The sequence below is a fragment of the Lactobacillus sp. XV13L genome (genome assembly GCF_059900875.1).
Map to the genome: position 1 here is coordinate 317,215 of NZ_JBWXGD010000001.1, position 15,260 is coordinate 332,474.

Below are 15,260 nucleotides of genomic sequence, written 5' to 3' on the forward strand. Positions count from 1 at the left end.
CTTTCTCCTCCCTATTTAATCCGGATCCGCGGGTCAATAATACTCATGATAATATCGGACAGCAGGTTGCCCAGAAGAGTCAAAATACCAAAGATTAAAATCAGCGCCGTCAGGGTCGTGTAGTCACGTTGAGCAATCGAATCCAGAAACAGCTTGCCCATGCCGGGGTAACTGAAGACGGACTCGATAATCATCGAACCACTCAAAAGACCGGTAATAACCGTACCAATTGATGAAGCAATCGGCAAAAGCGAGTTGCGCAGGATGTGCTTTCTGAAGACGACGTTTTCAGGAACGCCCTTACTGTGGGCCGTCCGCACGTAGTCTTCCACCTTGTTGTCAACGATCCCCGTTCTGAGGTACTGGACGATATTGGTCGTAGTGACCAGAGCAACCAGGCAGGCCGGTAAAATGATGTGGTAAATCTGACTACCTAGCGTTCCGAAGAAACCCGAAGCATTAGGTGAAACCGAACCAGAAATCGGGAACCAGCCCAGGGTAAAGCCGAAGAGCCAAATCCCTAAGATATAGAAGACAAACGGTGGAACTGCAAAGGTAATGTAGTTAAAAATCTGCACAGACTGGTCCTGCCACTCGTCCTGGTGACGTCCGGCAGCAACACCCATCGGAATAGAAATTGAGTAACTGATGATGGTTGTCAAAAGCGACAGCCAGAAGGTGTTGACCGCACGGTCGGCAATCAGCGAGGTAACGGGAACGTGCTGAATGTAGCTGGTCCCCAAATCGCCCTTAAAGAGGTTGCCCACCCAGCGCGCATACTGCACCGGTGCCGGATCATAAAGTCCAGCGGCACGCTTCAGTGCCTCTAACTGCTTAGGATCCGTGTTCGGGTTGATCTGCCCCGTGAACGGGTCACCGGGCATCATTTTAGCCAAGAAGAAGACCAAGATACTCAAAATAATCAACTGTGGGATCATGATTAATATACGTCTTAAGACTGTTTTCCACATTATTAGTCGCTCCCCTTTTCATTCAATGTTTCTTGTCTGACCTCATCTGCAGGGAGGGCAACCAGGTGGTTGCCGGATACCTGCTGCAGCGGGAAGACACGGCCATCCTTGTCATACCACTTGCTCTGATCATTCTGAAATTCTTGTTCAACTTCCTCACGGTGCTGCTTGTGTTCCTCTCTGTGTTCCACATCAACCATTGGAATAGCCGAAAGCAAACGCTTCGTGTAGATATGCATTGGATGCTTGTAAATATCTTCCCGACTACCGATTTCCACTAGCCGGCCGCGGTGCATAATCGCCAGATTCTCAGACATATGCTTAACCACACCCAAATCGTGCGAAATAAACAGGTAAGCAATGTTGTACTGCTGCTGAATATGCTTCATGAAGTTCAAAACCTGGGCTTGGACCGAAAGGTCAAGGGCACTCGTTGGCTCATCGGCAACAATCAGCCGCGGGTTGGTCGCAACCGCACGCGCAACACCAATTCTTTGCCGCTGGCCGCCCGAGAACTCGTGCGGATACTTATAGATCGAATCGCTCGGCATCCCCACAATATCAAGCAATTCCTGTACCCGATCACGCTCTTGGTCGGTCGTTAACTTTTCAAAGTTGCGAATCGGCTCGGCAATGATGTCTTCAATTCTTTTGCGCGGATTCAAGCTGGACATGGAGTCCTGAAAAATCATCTGCACGTCCTTATTGTAGTTAAGCTTGCGCCGGTTGGCGGACTTGGTAATATCCACGCCCTTATAAATAATTTGTCCACTGGTGACCGGTTCAACGCCCACAATTGCCTTACCGGTAGTGGACTTACCGGAACCAGATTCACCAATTAAGCCATAGGTCTCACCCTCGTTAATAGTGAGACTGACATCGTCAACGGCACGAACGTAGTCGGTAATTCTGTTCCAAAAACCAGACCTAATCGGATAGTGGACTTTTAAATTTTTAACTTGAATAATTTCTTTAGCCATAAAACTTACTCCCCACTCGCTTCATCCTGGAAGTGGAACGTCTTCCAACAGGTACATCTGACCCAGTGGCCAGGTTCAACTTCATGCATTGTCGGATTCTCTTCGTGTGCACTGGCCGGAATCCAGGGAATGCGGTCGGCAAAACGATCGCCTTCACGCGGCATGTTTTGCAGTGACGGCACTGTCCCTTGGATCACGTGCAAGTCATCTTCTTCATCTTCGGTTTGTGGCATCGAATTAAGCAATGAACGAGTATAAGGATGTAACGGATGTTCAAAGATCGTCTTAACGTCGGCTTTTTCCACAATTTGACCTGCATACATCACCGCCACCTGATCAGCTGTCTCGGCCACAACGCCCAAGTCGTGAGTGATTAAAATGATTCCTGAGTGTGACTGCCGTTGAATATCTTCGAGCAGGTCCAGAATCTGAGCCTGAATCGTCACGTCAAGCGCGGTGGTCGGTTCGTCAGCAATAATAATCTCCGGCTTGCAGGCAATCGCCATCGCAATTACAATCCGTTGCCGTAATCCACCAGAAAGCTCAAAGGGATACATTGCAAAAGTTTCTTCGGGCTTAGGCATCCCCACCTGGTTGAACAATTCAATCACACGGGCATGACGCTGCTTTTCATTCATATCGGTATGGTAGTAAAGCGTTTCTGCCACTTGGTCACCCACCCGCATCAGTGGGTTAAGGCTGGCCAAGGGATCCTGGAAAATCATCCCAATCTTATTCCCGCGGATTTTATCAAACAGGGTTTCGTTTAAACCTACAAGGTTCAATTCATTATACAGAATATCCCCGGTTACTTTCGTATTCTTGTGGTCATACAACCCAATAATACTTGCAGCAATTGTACTCTTGCCACAGCCAGATTCCCCCACAACTGATAAAATCTCATCACGCTTGAGCGTTATGTTAATATCATCCGCAGCATCGTAAAATTTTCCTTGCAAACGGTATGCAGTGTGCAAATGCTGGATATCTAGCAAGAGATCACTTTGTCTTTCCAAAGGTCATTTCCCCTCTCAAATTTTCAACGAATTTATTAAAGATATTTAATAAATTTATTTAATTTCTAATTATAAACATCAAACCGACTATATGCAAATCACAAATCGATTATTTAGAAATTATTTTTGGTGATCCGCAATATAATTCACCGCATCACCCACCGTTTTAATTTTTTCGGCGTCCTCATCAGCAATCTCGGCGCCAAATTCATCCTCTAGCTGCATGATAAATTCAACCAGATCTATGGAATCAGCGTCCAAATCCTTGGTAAAGTTGGTGGCATTAGTAATCTTATCCCGGTCGACTTCAAGGTTCTCCGCCAGGATGGCCTGGATTTTTGTAAAAATTTCTTCTTTAGTCATGATTTTTCTCCTTATATAGGTTATACACCTAATTACTCAGCGTGCCCAAATTCAGCCCGAAACTCATCAATAATCTTTTCCTGCATGATCTTATCAACCTGCTTGATTGTGTAGTAGATCGCACGCGCATCGGAGCGCCCGTGCGTCTTGACCACAGGGGCGTCAACGCCGAGCAGGACGGCGCCGCCGTACCTGTCGACGTCAAACTTCGCCATCAGGTTTTTCAGCGCCTTTTTAGTCAGCAAGGCGCCCACCTTAACCACAAGTCCGTTGTTTAGCAACCCATCCTTCAGCAGGTGTATCAGCACGCTGGCCGTGCCCTCGATATTCTTAAGCACCGCATTGCCGGTAAAGCCATCGGTCACGACGACGTCGGCCCGGCCGTCAAGCAGCTCGTTGCCCTCAATGTTGCCGATAAAGTTCAGCTTGCTGGCCAAAAGCAGCTGGTAAGCCTGTTGGTGAACGTCGTCGCCCTTGTCGCTCTCAGCCCCGTTGTTGAGCAGGGCAACGCGCGGACTTTTGACGCCCCGGACCCGTTCGGCATAGTACGACGCCATTGTGGCCCAATTGAGCAGGTATTCTGGCTTGCTCTTCGCGTTTGCGCCAACGTCAATCATGTTGAAGCCCGCGCTTGAACTTTTAACCGGCAAGGTCGGCATCAGCCCCGGCCGTTCAATGCCCTTGATCCTGCCAATGACAAAAATGCCGCAGGCCAAAATTGCCCCCGTATTGCCCAAAGACAGAAGCGCATCCGCCTTGCCCTGCTTAACGCAGCGGGCGGCAGCAACAAGTGATGAATCCTTCTTGGTGCGGATTGCCTTGACCGGTTCGTCCTCATCCTTGATAATCTCGGTAGTTGCAACGACCTCTATGCGGTCGCCGTCAGCGCCTACCAACTCGCTTATTTTGGCCTCGTCCCCAAACAGGATGAACTTCGTTTCTGTTAGTTCGGCCTTCGCACGTAAAACGGCTTGGACGATCGCTTCTGGAGCATGTTCGCCACCCATCGCATCAACTGCAATTGTTCTCATTTGTTACCACAATCTTTCCTAAGTTCGCTTTTGTTGTAATTGTTTATATTCTAGCACTTGTTGCAGGTTTTTATGGGGCGGATCTTGCAATTCGGGATCTTTTCCGATCAACGCACGGGCCACCTGTTGGGCAACCACCAGCGTTTCGTAGTTGTTGACTACGTTGCCAACCTGAAATTCGGGCAGGCCCGACTGGGCGCGTCCAAAGATATCGCCCTCGCCGCGCATCCGCAGGTCCTCCTCCGCCAGCTTGAAGCCGCTGGTCGTTGAGGCCACCACCTGCATCCGCGCCTTGCCCGCTTCCGTCTTAGGATCAGCGACGAAAACGCAGTAGCTCTGTGTTTTGCCCCGACCGATACGGCCGCGCAGCTGGTGCAGCTGACTGATGCCGAAGCGGTCCGCGTTGTAGATGACCATCATGTTGGCGTTTGCCACATCGACCCCGACCTCGATCACGCTCGTTGCAACCAGAATATTGATTTGACCGTCCGCAAAGGCAGCCATGATCTCGTCTTTTTTGGCGCCCGGCATCTGACCGTGAAGCAGAACCACCTTTTGGTCAGGAAAGTCGTGGCTCAATTTGATAAAGAGTTCCTCCGCGTTTTTTAAGTCAAGCGCTTCAGATTCCGTAATCAGGGGCGTGACCGCGTAGACTTGAAAGCCCGCATCCAGCTGCTTGTGCATTAGCCGGTAAACCTCGTCCATCTGGCTGCTGGTCTTCCACGCGGAAATGATTTTCTTGCGCCCGGCCGGCAGGTGGCGAATTTCGGAAATCGTCATGTCGCCGTAGACGGTCAGTGCCAGCGTCCGCGGGATAGGCGTGGCGGTCATCGCCAGCACGTCGGGCAGGTTGCCCTTGTTGATCAGCGCCTGCCGCTGCCCCACGCCGAAGCGGTGCTGCTCGTCAATTATTACCAGGCCCAAATTCTCAAAAATCACCTTGGACTGGATCAGAGCGTGCGTGCCGATCACCGCGTTGATCGTGCCATCGGTCAGTTCCCGGTATATTTCCCGGCGCTCAAGCGTCTTGGTCGTCCCCGTTAAAAGGGCGCTGCGCACGCCCAGGGGCCTGAGCAGCTCGTCAATTTTTCTAAAGTGCTGTGTAGCCAGTATTTCGGTGGGGACCATCAACGCAGCCTGAAAGCCAGCCGTAATGGCGGCGTAAATGGCGTAGACCGCAACGATTGTCTTGCCCGAACCGACATCCCCCTGGAGCAGACGCTGCATTTGCCTTTCCGAGTGCATATCGGCAAAAATTTCGTTGATTACCTGTTTCTGGTCGGCGGACAGTTCAAAGGGCAGGGACTTGGTCAGTGCCCCCACCTCTTTTAGGTTGTACTTCTTGGCAAAGCCCTTGTTCTTGGCGTTGCGGCTGCCCAACAGGGCCAATTCCACCTGAAAAATAAAGAATTCACGAAAGATTGCGCTCCTCTTGGCCAGTTCCGCTTCCCGGCCATTTTTGGGGTGGTGCATCTTTTTGATGATTTCCTGTTCGGGCAGCAGGCGGTACTTCTTGCGCACCTCGTCCGGCACTATATCAGCAACTTCAGGCAAAAAGTCCGCCAGTGCAAGGTCAATCAGTTCAACCAGCTTTTTTTGCCGGATGTGCCGGTTGACCGAGTAGATTGGCGCCATCCCGCTGTCGTTTTCCTTGGCGGCAACAAACTTAAAGCCGGACAGGCTCTGCCTTGCGGCGTTGAACTTGCCGTAGACCGCCACCTCGTCGCCCACCTCGATTCGGTCCTTAAGCCAGGGTTGGTTAAAAAAATTGACCATGACAACATCATGGTCAATTCGCATTTTAAAACTGAGCCGGCTCTTCTTGTAGCCGAAACGACTAATGAAAGCCTCAGTAGCAACGACGCCCTTCAGCATTGTTTTTTGACCATCCATGATCTGGTCAAGGGGAATCGTCTGGAGTTCGTCGTAACGGAAGGGAAAGTAAAACAGCAAATCATAAATACTGTAAATTCCTAGGCTGCCAAGGGCAGCTGCGGTTTTTGTCCCCACGCCCTTCAAGTCCGTCACGGGTGCAAACACCTTACTTGCGTCCATTGCTATTCAACGGAAACCAGGAAGTTGTAGACCGGCTGGCCGCCGTCATGAACTTCAAACTCGAGGTCATCGTGCTTTTCTTTCAAGGCGGCAACAACTTGCTGCGCCTCGTTTTTGTTTGCATCGCGCCCAAACATAATGGTAATTATCTCGGAATCCTCATCCAGCATCTTTTCAATCATCTTCACGGTTGCGCTCACCGCGTCCAGACCCGTAATCTTGATGTCGCCGTCGATAATGCCGAGGTAGTCATTCTGGTGGATATCAATCCCGTTGATCGTCGTATCGCGGTTGGCCTGAGTCACTTCACCCGAAACCACCGCTTCAAGCGCTGCGGTCATGCTGCTTACGTTCTCGTCCACCGTAGCATCGGCATCAAACGACAGCATCGCAGACAATCCCTGTGAAATTGTCTTGGTCGGAACAATGCCCACCGGAATGTCGCTGACCTCGGCCGCCTGCTTGGCCGCCATGATGATGTTGCCGTTGTTCGGCAGCACGATCGCCTGCTTGGCGCCCGACTTCTTAATGGCATCGATGATGTCCTGCGTTGACGGGTTCATTGTCTGACCGCCGGAAATTATCCGGTTTACGCCTTCGCTTTCGAACAAGCTGCGGATGCCGTTGCCCGAAGCCACGGCAATTACGGCAAAGTCGACGCTTTCCTGGTCCTCCGCACTGTTATTGACAATCGTCTCGTGTTGGATACGCATGTTGTCGATTTTAATCTTCCCTAACTGACCAAACTGGCTGCCGTATTCAAAAATCTGCCCCGGATACTCCGTGTGCACGTGTACCTTGGCAACCTCGTCGTCAGAAACAGCCAGCAGCGAATCGCCTAACTTGGACAAGTGTGCACGAAATTCTTCAAGGTTAAACGGTTTTTTATCGGGAACATTGGCAGTCAAATCAACCATAATCTCCGTGCAGTAGCCGTTGGCGATGTCCTGCGTTGCAAGCTGGGACTGGACGGACTGGTGGTGCATGGCGTTGATCATCTCATCCATCTCGCCTTCATCCGGCTGGTACTGGTCGGCAAACTTTTCGCCCAGCAGGCCTTCCAAAAAGCCCTCGTAGATGAAGAGCAGGCCCTGACCGCCGGAATCGACCACACCCACTTGCTTTAAGACGGGAAGCAGGTCCGGTGTTGTCTTCAAGGCCTTCTTGGCCCCTTCGACGATTGCCCTCATTACCTCTTCAACGTCATCGGTTGCGCTCGCCTTGTTCGCACCCTCCTGGGCGGCAACGCGGGCAACCGTGAGGATGGTTCCCTCTACGGGCTTCATCACGGCCTTGTACGCGGTTGCCACACCGTTGGAGAAGGCACTCGCAAACTCCTGGGCATTCAGGGTCTTCATCCCCACCGTGGCCTTGTACACGCCCCGGAACAGTTGCGATGAGATGACCCCGCTGTTACCGCGGGCCCCCATCAGCATCCCCTTGGCGAAGCTCTTGGTCAAATCGCCAACGCTGGTGCTGGTATCTGCGGCAACCGCCTTGACGCCGCTCTCGATCGTCAGGTTCATGTTGGTACCGGTATCGCCATCTGGAACGGGGAAAACGTTCAAAGAGTTGATAAATTCGGCGTTGCGCCCAAGCCGGTGCGCTGCTACGCGAACCATATCCCTAAATTTTTTACTATCTATTTCCTTTAAAACCAAATTATTAACCTCCGCTTGATTTATTCGTCAAGCACTTTAACACTTTGAACGATGACATTAACAGCTTTTGTATCAATTCCAAGCTGGTTCTTTAAGTTGAACTTCACGCTCCCCTGAACGTTGCGGCTCACCTCGGATATCTTTAAGCCGTAGCCCACGATAATGTAAACGTCAACCGTGATCTTATTGTCCTCCGACTTAACGACAACGCCCCGCTTATAGTTTGCCCGGTTCAGAATGCCGTCAAAGCCATCGCGAATGGCGTTCTTGGATGCCATGCCTACAACACCATAATTAGATGTAGCTGCGCAGCCAACGACAATTGCGACCACACCGTTTGAAATATCAATCAAACCATCTTTTGTTTTGATTTTAACAGCCATGTTTCTCCTCCGTATCAATGTTCTCAATATTATGACTCTATTTTATCATAGTAAGCAAGCATAAATACAACATTCCCGTTCAAAAATACTTTTGTTGTTGCAATGACCAAAAAGATATGCTATCTTAGTTAAGTATGAAAACACAATAAAGGAGGTTTAGCAAATGGCAAAAGATTATATCACTGGTAAAAAGACCACTTTTGGTAACACACGTTCGCACTCACTGAATTCATCACGGCGGACCTGGAAGCCAAACCTTCAAAAAGTTCGTATTCTTGTTGATGGTAAACCAAAGCGCGTATGGGTTTCAACCAAGACCCTGAAGTCTGGCAAAGTTACCCGCGCCTAACAAATGATTAAGAGACCAGCGATTTACTTCGCTGGTTTTTTGTTTACCGTCAAATGTTAGCGCACACTTTGTTTACATCTTGTTTTTGCTAATATAATGTTGCACACAGCTGCCGATTAAAATATAATTAATTTCATACGTTAAGTTAGCAAGAGTGAGGTGCAGGCGCAATGCTTACAGAACAAACAATCAAAAAATTTCACCTAGTGCAGACCAGCGGGCAGCTCATTATCCTGCTGGTTTGCGGTTTACTCGGTCTTACCCGGGGCGGACTGTTCGAGCAGACACAGATGTTTGACGTCTTGCTTTGCCTTTTGCTAAGCCTTCTGGAATTTTCCCTGCTAGTGCCCGAAAAAGAATCCCCCAAGCGCTGGCAGTTATTTAACCACTACTTCGAAACGGTCGCGCTTTGCTACACCATGCCGGAGAGTTTGTTTTTCCTGACGCAGACGCTAAATCATTATCACTTGGTTAATATGACCATCTGGATAATTCTGGTCACCCTTTATTCCTTTGTCATGTATATTCCAATGGCCAAGCTGGCGCTGGGGCGCGTGCGCAACAACTGGGGCAGGATCCTGCTTTTTGCAGGGGTCGTTTATAATTCGCTAATGTGGACGCCAAGTATGGTTGTCGGCTCTTCGCATTATGCCAAAATACTCATGCAGATGAATAATTCCGGCCTTGCCGGTATTCCGGTTCTGGTCATTATTACGCTAATTATTATGCCTGAATGGAAAGTTGCCAAGCCCCATTTTACTATTAGCCGGCAGGCTTCTCTTTGGTCTAGCAGCTTAATAATATTGCTGCTAGTTGCACATCTTGTCTACATCATTTTGCCAACTATACTTGGTGCATACAGCCTGGATGCCGTCTTAGATTACTACCTGGGGCTGATCAACTTGGGGGTAGTATTCACTGCACTAGAAGCCGGCATCGCCGAGGAATGGCTGATGCGCCTTATTGTCATTGCCCTTCTTGCCCAGGTCTTTCAGGGCAACAAGTACCGTGTCTACCTAATCGTTTTGACAGACGGTCTCATCTTCGGTTCGTGGCACCTTGCCAACGTTTCACACCAGACCCTGGCATCCACGCTGCAACAAATGGTCGAAGTGGGTGGCTGGGCACTGCTTATTGCCGCCGTCTACCTCTACACGCATTCGCTGCTTCTAACGATGACTTACCACGGCTTGTACGATTTTACCTTATTTATGCTGCAGGGGGGAATTTCTGTATCTGGCAGCCCAATAAAAAGCGTGACGCAGCCCACCGCATACGAATGGCAGGTGACCCTTATCAGTGTGGCAATCTGTGCCATCATTGCCCTGATCATTATTTCTGGCAAGCACAGACGCAGAGTGATTGAAGGTAATTTGGCCACCCTGTAGTCGTCATTCATCAAGACCAGTTAGGGAATATCCCTGGCTGGTCTTTTTTGCTGCAAAGAAAAAACCTGCTATCAAGCAGGATTCCATCTTTAATACTAACTAAATGTTCTGGTAGCGGTCAATGTCTTTGGACTGAATTACCGCCACCACGCCCTGTGCAAACGACAATTCAAAGTCGAGCCGCCCGGGCAAAAACTCATTGGAACTGAGGGACAGGGGGAAGCTGCTGTCATAGTGGGCCAGGTTGTACTTGGCGCGCGCAATGTTTAAGTCGCAAACGGCCGTTAAGGGGGCCACGCCAAAGTAGGCGTAGCCCGGCTCCCGCTTTACAACGTGCCTGCCCGGATTATAAAAACTGATCAGGTTCTGACGGTCAACAATTTTGATGCTCTCGGCATAGTCGTTAAATTCCGGCTTGGCCACCATTAACAGGTTGGTCAGAAAATGATCGAGCCGCCCGCCCGTTGCGCCAACCACTACCAGGCTGTCGGCCCGGTAGTCCACAAGGGCATAATTGACCGCAAGCTCGGCATCCGTGTAGTCTTTTTCCGGAACCGAATAGCGGATATCCACGACCTTTTGCTCAATCTTGGCCAGTTCCTGCGGATTGAGCGAATCGAAGTCGCCCACAGCCAGGTCTGGCGTCACGCCCATTTCCACCAGCAGCTGGCTGCCCCGGTCAACGCCGATTATCAGGTCGCCCTCAGCCCGGCTGGTTTTCAAATCTTCTTTCAGGTTAGCGGCCCACTGCGCCTTGGGCCCGCCTAGCAGCGCAACTGCCCTCATTGCAAGATCCCCTGCAGTTCCTCAACCTGAGCGCGCACGCTCTTTTGGCAGAACAGGTAGGAGCCGGCCACAAAAATGCTGGCCCCGGCCTCTTTAGCAATCTTGGCCGTCTCTTTGTTGATGCCGCCGTCAACTTCAACGGGCACCCGGTCCCCCAGCAGACTTACCGTCTGCACTATTTTTTTACCAGATTCGGGAATGAACTTCTGCCCGCCAAAGCCGGGATAAACCGTCATGAGCAGAACCTGGTCAAGCCTGGCCGCAAAATGATCTAAGACATCTACCGGCGTATCGGGGTTGAGCACCAGGCCCGCCTTAACCCCGTGGTCCTTCAGGTAGTCCAGCCACTTGTCCAAAGCATCTTCGTCCATCGCCTCGTAGTGCAGCAGGACGAGGTCGGCCCCGGCCTTGACAAAGGCGGGAACGAAAACATCCGGGTTGTTGCTCATCAGGTGGACCTCAGCCTCAAGGTCTGGAAAGGCACGCTTGAAGTCACTCACGAGCTGCGGTCCAAACGACAAGTTGGGCACGAAGTGCCCGTCCATGATGTCAATGTGGAAGCGGGAAATTCCCGCCTCGGCGGCCGCCTTAATATCCTTAGCCAAATTCAAGTTATCAATATTTAAAATCGATGGTGCAATTAACATATTTTTCCTCACTTCAAGTATTCTGGCAGCTTGCTATTCGTTATCTCCGACCGCATCAGCAGGTAGTCGTCGTAGCGGCTCTTTTTAATCTGGCCTTCCTCAACCAGTTTTTTGACCGCACACTGCGGCTCCTGCAGGTGCTGGCACGTGCGAAACTTGCAGCGGCTGCTGGCACGTTTGAATTCGCAAAAGTAGCTGCACAACTCATTGACCTTGACCGGTGACAGGTCAATTGCCGAAAAGCCCGGCGTGTCGGCCAAGAAACCCTGACCCAGGGGAAAAAGCTGGACCGTTCTGGTCGTGTGCTTGCCGCGGTTCAGGCTGGTCGAAATCGCCGCCGTTTCCTGTTTCAAGTCCTTCTTGAGGTGGTTGATCAGGGTCGACTTGCCGGCACCGGACTGGCCCGCAAGCGTCCAGATCTGTTCCGGACCGATTGCCTGCGGCAGTTTTTCCTCAAGCCTCTCCCAATCATCAAAAATGGGGTAGCCGATTTCGGCGTAGTAGTCTAGGTCCGCCCTGATTTTGGCCAGGGCACCCGAACCGGCCAGATCGCTCTTGGACAGGTAGATGCTGACGTCGACCCCCTTCCAGGAGAAGAAGGTCAGGTAGCGGTCCAGCAGCTGCAGGGAAAAGTCCGGTTCAACCGCCGACATGACCAGCAAAACGTGCGCAACGTTGGCCAGGGCCGGCCGACCAATCAGGTTGGTGCGGTCCAGGACCTCGACCAGGTAGCTGGTTCCCTGCTCATCCACCTGGATTCTGACACGGTCGCCCACCGTGGGCTTCAGGTTATTCTTGCGAAAAACACCGCGTGCCCTTGTACGCACGACACCTTGACTTGTCTGCACGTCGTAGAAGCCGGCAATCAGGCCCACGACAATTCCTTCTGCTTGCCTAGTCATTTGTTCACCCTTTCATTTAAAATGGTCTGTCCGTCACGGACCACGCGCAGAGACCCGGGCCCGTTCTTGAGTTCAAACGGAACCGAAAAACTGGTATCCCGCTTGATGTAGAGGTCGCGGTAAACGTCCGCCCGCGAATGGTTGTCGTCTGCGACGTAAATCTGCACGTGGTTGCCCCGCTTGTCATCATCGTCTTCATCATCATTATTTTCATAGGTCACGGTGAAGGTCTTAATGGCGGTCGTGTCATTTTCCTTCTTAGGACCTTCCGAGACGCTGACCGTAATCGTGCTGCCACTAGGCACCTTGGTTCCAGCCGCGGGACTCATCGAAACAATCATGTTCTTCTTAACCGTATCGGAGTAAGTTGTATTGACTTGCAGCGCCAAATCGTGCTTTTTGACGTACCTTTTGACCTCTCTAAGCGAATAATCCTTGAAGTTAGGCAGTTTGATGAGGTTGCGCTTAACGTGGTCGTCGCGGCCCTTGGACACGGTCAAAGTGATTGTGGTTTGGTTGGGCTTAACTTCTACGCCGGCTGCAATGCTTTGGGCGATAACGTGGTCGGGGGGAACATCATCCGCAAACTGGTTTTCCCTAATAACGTCAAAACCCATCTTTTCCAACTTTTCAACCGCCGAGCGGTAATCGGCGCCCGTCACGTCGGGCACCTGGACCATGCCGGAGCCATCCGAAACGTAGAGGTCGATGTAGCGGCCCCGCTTAATGTGCTCCCCTGCCGGCGGCGAAGTTTCAATCACCCTGCCGGAATCAATGCTGGCGGAACTTTTGTGCTTGATGCGGCCCACCTTGAGTCCCATGGTCTCTAGCTTTTCACGGGCACTTCGTTCGCTCAGATTCGTCACGTCGGGAATCCTTACGTCCCCGTTACCACGATTGGAAAGCACTAAAAACATCAGGCCGACCACAACCAGCGCAGCCAGGCCGACAAAAAGCCACCACCACTTGTACTTGCGCAGACTGTACGCAAAAGCTGACCTTTGGGTTTGCTTGCCTTTATCCTCTGGCCAGTCTTCTGCATCGGTCTGACCTGCACCGCTTTTAGCTTCAGGGCTAGACTTGAAGTTAGGCAGAATAATTGTTTCATCATCATTCAAGTCGCCGCTAGCCATAAAGGCGGGTTCATTTGCACGCTCCGGGTTAAGGCTGGTATCCAAATCCGCCTGCATGTCGCTGGTTGATTCATAGCGGTTGCGCGGATTCTTAGCGGTCGCCCTTAACACAACATTTTCCAGCGCCTGGGGGACCTCCGCATCCTTTTCCCTGATCGACGGAATCGGTTCCTGGGCGTGCTTGAGCGCGATTGCAACCGCGGAGTCACCGTTGAACGGCACGGAGCCGGTGATGAGCTCGTAGAGGATTATCCCTAAAGAGTAAATATCAGACTGCTTGGTAACGAGTCCGCCCCGGGTCTGCTCGGGGGACATGTAGTGAACCGAACCGAGCGCCGAATTGGTCTGCGTGATTGAATTTTGGTTCAGCGCAACGGCGATGCCAAAATCGGCAATTTTAATGTTGCCGTGCTTGTCCATCAAGATGTTCTGCGGCTTAAGGTCGCGGTGAATCACGTTGTGCTTGTGCGCCAGGGTCATTGCACTCAGGATCTGGTCCATGATGCGAATCACCCTGTGCAAAGCGAGCGGTGCATTCTGCCTGATGTAGTCCTTCAAGTCGGGACCGTCAACGTACTCCATGACCATGTAAGGCACGCCGTGATCATTGTCAACATCGAGCACCATGACAATATTGGGGTGGCTTAACTCGCTAGTCGCCAGGGCCTCACGCTGAAAGCGCGCAAGCGTCTGCGGCTCCTTCTGCAGGTCGAGGCGCAGGATTTTGACGGCAACCTTGCGCGCCAGGATAATATCATCGGCTAGGTACACGTTAGACATGCCGCCCTCGCCCAGCGTATCAATGATGCGGTAGCGGTCGCCTAGTAGATAGCCCTTAGTGATCACTGCTTTTCACCACCTTCATTCAGAACAAGGCAAACAGTGATATTGTCGCCGCCACCCAGACGGTTGGCCTCGTTGATCAGCTTGTGGCAGCGCTCCTTGAGCGACAGGTCCTTGGTGGCCAGTATCTGCTGAATCTGCGGATCACTGAGCGAATTGGTCAAACCATCCGTACACAGCAAAATAATATCATTATCATTGAGAGCTATTTGGCGAAATTCCGGATTAATCGTGCTGGAAACGCCCAACGACTGGGTAATGATGTTTTTTTGCGGGTGGTTCTGGGCCTGCTGCTTGGTGATCTGGCCCATTTTAACCAGTTCATTAACCAGTGAGTGGTCTTCCACTAGCTGAATAAACTTGCCGTCCGTGTAACCGTAAGCCCGCGAGTCACCCAGGTGGGCAATGAGTGCCTGGTCTTCAAACACGATGGCTAATACGATCGTTGTCCCCATTCCGTTAAGGTCGGGAAAACGGTCAGCAGTTTTCAAAATCGTCTCATTCTCGGTGTTGAGCTGCACGTCGAGCCACTTGTGGGCACGCGCACAGTCGAAAAAGTCGGTTGTGCTGAAACTATGACCCAGGTGGTTGACGGCCATTGCCGAAGCAACGTCGCCGCCCTGATGACCACCCATGCCATCACATACAATCGCCATCGTTGCGCCATTCTTGTTTTCAAAAACCTGGACAAAATCCTGGTTGCTCTTTCGTATTCGTCCAATGCTTGAAGCAAATGCTGTTTTTATCAAAAC

General features: G+C 51.2%; 15 protein-coding genes. 2 read left to right on the forward strand and 13 right to left on the reverse strand.

From position 1 onward, the window contains the following. Positions 1-11: 11 nt before the first annotated feature. The 8 genes from opp4B to AC2JF6_RS01495 all read right to left on the reverse strand — a co-directional run bounded on the left by opp4B (position 12) and on the right by AC2JF6_RS01495 (position 8,460). Positions 12-971 carry an oligopeptide ABC transporter permease gene (opp4B, locus tag AC2JF6_RS01460; RefSeq protein ID WP_500728979.1) on the reverse strand — a complete coding sequence of 320 codons (960 nt, stop codon included), beginning with the start codon at positions 969-971 and terminating at the stop codon, positions 12-14. A gap of 2 nt (positions 972-973) precedes the next feature. Further along, positions 974-1,951 carry an ATP-binding cassette domain-containing protein gene (locus AC2JF6_RS01465; RefSeq protein WP_500728980.1) on the reverse strand — a complete coding sequence of 326 codons (978 nt, stop codon included), beginning with the start codon at positions 1,949-1,951 and terminating at the stop codon, positions 974-976. 5 nt (positions 1,952-1,956) lie between these two features. Then, positions 1,957-2,967, reverse strand: coding sequence for an ABC transporter ATP-binding protein (locus AC2JF6_RS01470; RefSeq protein ID WP_500728981.1), 1,011 nt, complete (start codon positions 2,965-2,967; stop codon positions 1,957-1,959). A gap of 120 nt (positions 2,968-3,087) precedes the next feature. Then, positions 3,088-3,330 (reverse strand): acyl carrier protein, encoded by a 243-nt coding sequence (acpP, locus tag AC2JF6_RS01475; protein WP_500728982.1) that lies wholly within the window; start codon positions 3,328-3,330, stop codon positions 3,088-3,090. A gap of 32 nt (positions 3,331-3,362) precedes the next feature. Continuing rightward, entirely contained in the window at positions 3,363-4,361 is a 999-nt protein-coding gene (plsX, locus tag AC2JF6_RS01480) for a phosphate acyltransferase PlsX (protein WP_500728983.1), read from the reverse strand. A gap of 18 nt (positions 4,362-4,379) precedes the next feature. Next, positions 4,380-6,416: an ATP-dependent DNA helicase RecG gene (gene recG / locus AC2JF6_RS01485; protein ID WP_500728984.1), complete on the reverse strand. Its 2,037-nt coding sequence runs from the start codon at positions 6,414-6,416 to the stop codon at positions 4,380-4,382. A 2-nt stretch (positions 6,417-6,418) separates the two neighbouring features. After that, complete coding sequence (locus AC2JF6_RS01490; RefSeq protein WP_500728985.1) at positions 6,419-8,077, reverse strand: DAK2 domain-containing protein; 1,659 nt, start codon at positions 8,075-8,077, stop codon at positions 6,419-6,421. Between the two features lie 20 nt (positions 8,078-8,097). Next, positions 8,098-8,460, reverse strand: coding sequence for an Asp23/Gls24 family envelope stress response protein (locus tag AC2JF6_RS01495; protein WP_500728986.1), 363 nt, complete (start codon positions 8,458-8,460; stop codon positions 8,098-8,100). A 163-nt stretch (positions 8,461-8,623) separates the two neighbouring features. Here AC2JF6_RS01495 and rpmB point away from each other — a divergent pair, with 163 nt between their 5' ends. Both rpmB and AC2JF6_RS01505 read left to right on the forward strand, forming a co-directional pair. Next, a complete protein-coding gene (rpmB, locus tag AC2JF6_RS01500; RefSeq protein ID WP_046307139.1) occupies positions 8,624-8,809 on the forward strand; it encodes a 50S ribosomal protein L28 in 186 nt (61 codons plus the stop codon). Positions 8,810-8,979: 170 nt separating this feature from the next. Continuing rightward, positions 8,980-10,197 carry a CPBP family intramembrane glutamic endopeptidase gene (locus tag AC2JF6_RS01505; protein ID WP_500728987.1) on the forward strand — a complete coding sequence of 406 codons (1,218 nt, stop codon included), beginning with the start codon at positions 8,980-8,982 and terminating at the stop codon, positions 10,195-10,197. A 99-nt stretch (positions 10,198-10,296) separates the two neighbouring features. On the opposite strand, the gene AC2JF6_RS01510 is transcribed toward AC2JF6_RS01505, so the two are convergent. Genes AC2JF6_RS01510 through AC2JF6_RS01530 form a run of 5 tightly spaced genes read right to left on the reverse strand, consistent with a single transcriptional unit; the run spans position 10,297 to position 15,257 of the window. Further along, positions 10,297-10,983, reverse strand: coding sequence for a thiamine diphosphokinase (locus tag AC2JF6_RS01510; protein WP_500728988.1), 687 nt, complete (start codon positions 10,981-10,983; stop codon positions 10,297-10,299). After that, complete coding sequence (gene rpe / locus AC2JF6_RS01515; RefSeq protein ID WP_500728989.1) at positions 10,980-11,630, reverse strand: ribulose-phosphate 3-epimerase; 651 nt, start codon at positions 11,628-11,630, stop codon at positions 10,980-10,982. The genes AC2JF6_RS01510 and rpe overlap by 4 nt, the downstream gene beginning before the upstream one ends. Before the next feature lie 8 nt (positions 11,631-11,638). Further along, a complete protein-coding gene (gene rsgA, locus AC2JF6_RS01520; RefSeq protein ID WP_500728990.1) occupies positions 11,639-12,532 on the reverse strand; it encodes a ribosome small subunit-dependent GTPase A in 894 nt (297 codons plus the stop codon). After that, positions 12,529-14,511, reverse strand: a complete 1,983-nt coding sequence (gene pknB / locus AC2JF6_RS01525) for a Stk1 family PASTA domain-containing Ser/Thr kinase (RefSeq protein WP_500728991.1) — start codon at positions 14,509-14,511, stop codon at positions 12,529-12,531. Before pknB ends, rsgA begins: the two co-directional genes overlap by 4 nt. Continuing rightward, complete coding sequence (locus tag AC2JF6_RS01530) at positions 14,508-15,257, reverse strand: Stp1/IreP family PP2C-type Ser/Thr phosphatase (RefSeq protein ID WP_500728992.1); 750 nt, start codon at positions 15,255-15,257, stop codon at positions 14,508-14,510. The genes pknB and AC2JF6_RS01530 overlap by 4 nt, the downstream gene beginning before the upstream one ends. Between the last annotated feature and the right edge of the window lie 3 nt (positions 15,258-15,260).

Excerpts from the sequence above, each read along its gene's own strand:
- opp4B (WP_500728979.1), bottom strand. The coding sequence starts at position 971 with ATGTGGAAAACAGTCTTAAGACGTATATTAATCATGATCCCACAGTTG.
- AC2JF6_RS01465 (WP_500728980.1), bottom strand. The coding sequence starts at position 1,951 with ATGGCTAAAGAAATTATTCAAGTTAAAAATTTAAAAGTCCACTATCCG.
- acpP (WP_500728982.1), bottom strand. The coding sequence starts at position 3,330 with ATGACTAAAGAAGAAATTTTTACAAAAATCCAGGCCATCCTGGCGGAG.
- plsX (WP_500728983.1), bottom strand. The coding sequence starts at position 4,361 with ATGAGAACAATTGCAGTTGATGCGATGGGTGGCGAACATGCTCCAGAA.
- recG (WP_500728984.1), bottom strand. The coding sequence starts at position 6,416 with ATGGACGCAAGTAAGGTGTTTGCACCCGTGACGGACTTGAAGGGCGTG.
- AC2JF6_RS01495 (WP_500728986.1), bottom strand. The coding sequence starts at position 8,460 with ATGGCTGTTAAAATCAAAACAAAAGATGGTTTGATTGATATTTCAAAC.
- rpmB (WP_046307139.1), top strand. The coding sequence starts at position 8,624 with ATGGCAAAAGATTATATCACTGGTAAAAAGACCACTTTTGGTAACACA.
- AC2JF6_RS01505 (WP_500728987.1), top strand. The coding sequence starts at position 8,980 with ATGCTTACAGAACAAACAATCAAAAAATTTCACCTAGTGCAGACCAGC.
- AC2JF6_RS01510 (WP_500728988.1), bottom strand. The coding sequence starts at position 10,983 with ATGAGGGCAGTTGCGCTGCTAGGCGGGCCCAAGGCGCAGTGGGCCGCT.
- rpe (WP_500728989.1), bottom strand. The coding sequence starts at position 11,630 with ATGTTAATTGCACCATCGATTTTAAATATTGATAACTTGAATTTGGCT.
- rsgA (WP_500728990.1), bottom strand. The coding sequence starts at position 12,532 with ATGACTAGGCAAGCAGAAGGAATTGTCGTGGGCCTGATTGCCGGCTTC.